The organism is Streptomyces sp. NPDC048171 (genome assembly GCF_043202655.1).
Taxonomy (GTDB): Bacteria; Actinomycetota; Actinomycetes; order Streptomycetales; family Streptomycetaceae; genus Streptomyces.
Genome location: NZ_JBIDAU010000047.1, coordinates 1 through 1,037 on the forward strand (window position 1 = coordinate 1; position 1,037 = coordinate 1,037).

Sequence of the window (1,037 nt, forward strand, 5' to 3'; positions counted from 1 at the left end):
TGGACACCGAATTCGACTTCGAGGCCGCCTGCCGGGCCTTCGGGCGGCATGCGCTCGACGCCTACGAGGCAGTCACCGCCTCTGTGACCCGCACATCAAGGGGCGCGAAGGCCGTCACCCGGGCGAAGGCCATCATCCTCGCCGCCCTGAAAGACCCGCACAAGGCGATGGACAACCGGTGACGAGAACTGCCGCCGAGAAGTCGTGACTGTCGCCCGCCGACCCGAGGACAAGCCGTGACCTTCCAAGCTTCCGAAGCGAGCAAGCGGCAGAGCGATCGCGCCGCGTACGCCGCATTCACCGCGCACATCGAACGTCTGTGCCGCACGGATCCCGGTGCCCGTGCGGCGCTGCGCGCGGGCCTGCGCCGCGACCTGGATCACCCGCGCACACGCCCCATGCACCGCCTGCTGACAACGCGGCTGCCGGAAGGGTGCAACGACACGACAGCCCAGGCCCACTACACGGTGGCCTCGCTGATCGCGGCCCAGCCCCGACACGCCTTCTCGCCCGACCAGGGAAACGACGAGGACACCCCAGACGAACACCGAGCGGCAGAAAAGCAGGCTCTCCGAGGTGAGGGGGAACCCGCCGAGGAGGCTGCTCCGCCCGGGCCGGCCCCGTATGGCTCCTCGTTCGGTGCCACCCTGGGCAAAGCCGTCACCGCAAAGGGCAAGCCGATGCGGATGAGCGCCGCAGAAAGACGCATCAACCTCCTGACGCGGCAGAGCCTGCGCGGTATCCACCTGCACCTCCCCGCTGCGGTGAATCAGGTACGCACCACCGGCGTCTTCATCGACTGGGGGCAGCTGCTGGCAGACCTCGTCGACTGGCAGTACCAGTCAGGGCGGATCAGCCGCCGCTGGCTGCAGGACTTCTACCGGATCACGGCCGGCGCCGACCGAGACTGACCCTTCTCACCCACAGGAGATCCCCGATGAACCTCAAGCCACGCTTCATCGACATCCACGTCGTCCAGCCAGTTCCCTACGCGAACCTGAACCGGGACGACACCAACTCGGTGAAAAGCATGCTCT

General features: G+C 67.4%; 2 protein-coding genes and 1 pseudogene. All 3 read left to right on the forward strand.

The annotated features are described in order from the left end of the window. Positions 1–182: pseudogene (locus ACGF3J_RS38740) on the forward strand (type I-E CRISPR-associated protein Cse1/CasA); the annotation flags it as partial. Between the two features lie 54 nt (positions 183–236). Beyond that, positions 237–911 (forward strand): type I-E CRISPR-associated protein Cse2/CasB, encoded by a 675-nt coding sequence (gene casB / locus ACGF3J_RS38745; protein WP_393856135.1) that lies wholly within the window; start codon positions 237–239, stop codon positions 909–911. Positions 912–937: 26 nt separating this feature from the next. Continuing rightward, a partial coding sequence (locus tag ACGF3J_RS38750) for a type I-E CRISPR-associated protein Cas7/Cse4/CasC (protein ID WP_393856136.1) occupies positions 938–1,037 on the forward strand: 100 nt, incomplete at its 3' end.